The sequence below is a fragment of the Coleofasciculus sp. FACHB-712 genome (assembly GCF_014695635.1).
GTDB lineage: Bacteria > Cyanobacteriota > Cyanobacteriia > Cyanobacteriales > FACHB-T130 > FACHB-T130.
In genome coordinates, this window is record NZ_JACJOQ010000415.1 from 1 (window position 1) to 1,950 (window position 1,950).

Here is a 1,950-nt window from a genome sequence, read left to right on the forward strand (position 1 = left end):
GCAAGCTTTTCGTCTCATCTGGTATCGTTGCCTGCGTTACGGGTAAGTAAATATAAAACTGCGTTCCTTGCCCCACTTCGCTAAGTACCTGCACAAATCCACCGTGACTTTTAACGATACCCATCACCGTTGAAAGACCTAAGCCAGTACCTTGTCCTATCTCTTTTGTGGTGAAAAATGGCTCAAAGATTCTATCTATTATTTCCCTTGAGATTCCCATCCCTGTATCGGATACAGTAATGACAACGTAAGGGCCAACCTTAGCATCAAGATTCATCCGGGCATAGTGTTCTTCAACCCACAAATTCCTGGCACAAAGCTCTAAAGTTCCCCCGTTTGGCATCGCATCCCTAGCATTTACACAGAGATTCATCAATACTTGGTGCAGCTGAGTCGCATCCCCAGAAATAGTCCAAAGATCGAGCATCGGGATATCGGTGCGGATTTCAATCGCTCTAGAAAATGTCTGTTTAACAATCTGCTCAATTTCTTTAATAATGTGCCTTACTTGCAGAGTGGTTCGCTTCCCTTCGACTCCTCGCACAAATGACAGCACTTGTTTAACGAGATCGGCACTTCGTTGAGTATTGGTTTCTAGTGTTTTTAGTATTCGCCGGCTCTGCTCATCCTGAAGTTTGTGTTCCAAGATTTGAACAGACATTAATACAGGTGCTAGGGCATTGTTGAGATCGTGGGCAATCCCGCTTGCCAGAGTGCCGATACTCTCCATGCGCTGTGCCCGAAGAAACTGGGCTTCGAGTTGTTTCCTCTCTGTAATATCGGTATTAACAGTTAAGATAAATTTGGGTTGTTCTTCTTCATCCCGAACGAGAGTCCAGCGACTTGCAACGATAATATTTTTCCCGTCTTTTGTGACTTGATGCAATTCACCCTGCCACTCGTTTTCTTGGGCAAGAATATTCTGATTTTTTTGGAGTTGTGGTGAAATTTCCTTGTATAAAAGTTGATTAGCATTCTTACCAAAAACTTCTTCTGTCTTCCATCCGTACAAACGTTCAGCCCCTTTGTTCCAAAATAGGATTTGGTTGTTCAGGTCTCGGACGAGAATTGCATCGGTTGTAATATCAAGCAAAGCCGCTTGTTCTTGGATTTTCCGATCTGCCTGTTTGCGCTCGGTGATGTCAAGGACAAAACCGACAACGTTTGGTTGAGATGGTTCCATCAGCGCTGCACCAATCATCACTGGAACGCGACGACCATCTTTGGAAATAAATTCTTTCTCGTAGGGAGTACAATTGCCAGAACTGAGGAATTGTGCGATCGCGTCTTCGTCTAAATGGCGATATTCGGGCGGAGTAATTTCATCCCAACGCAAACCTCCCGTTGGCAGTTCCTCCCGCTCATATCCCACCATCTGTAGAAAGGCATCATTCGCTTCGGTAATATTGCCCCGAAAATCTGCGAAAATAATCCCAATGATATTCGATTCAACCAAGCATCTAAATCGAGCTTCGCTTTCCTGGAGCGCTATAAATGCTTGCTCTCGTTCTGCTTCTGCTTGTTTGCGTTCGCATATCTCCTGTTCTAAACGTATATTTTGGTCTATCAGTTTTTTGGTCAAGCAACGCAGGCGCAGGTGGATGCTGACACGGGCTAAAACTTCTTCATGCTGGAGCGGTTTAGTAATGTAATCTACCGCCCCAAGATTCAACCCTTTGACCTTATCCACTGTCTCACTCAGCGCGGTCATAAAAATTACGGGAATATCTTGAGTTACTTGATTCGCTTTTAGGCGGCGGCAAGTTTCAAACCCATCTATTCCGGGCATGAGTACATCTAACAAAATTAGGTCGGGTGAAGCATACTCGGCACTTTCAATTGCACTTTCGCCATCTTCAGCCACTAAAACTTGGAAGCCGGAATGAGCCAGGAAATCGAACAGCATTCCCAAATTGGTAGGAGTGTCATCAACGATTAAGATAACTCCTT

General features: G+C 44.7%; 1 protein-coding gene. It reads right to left on the reverse strand.

Annotated elements, in window-relative coordinates:
* Window positions 1-1,942: PAS domain S-box protein (locus H6F50_RS12770; protein ID WP_347277162.1), on the reverse strand; the 1,942-nt coding region annotated here is incomplete at its 3' end.
* Window positions 1,943-1,950: the final 8 nt, after the last annotated feature.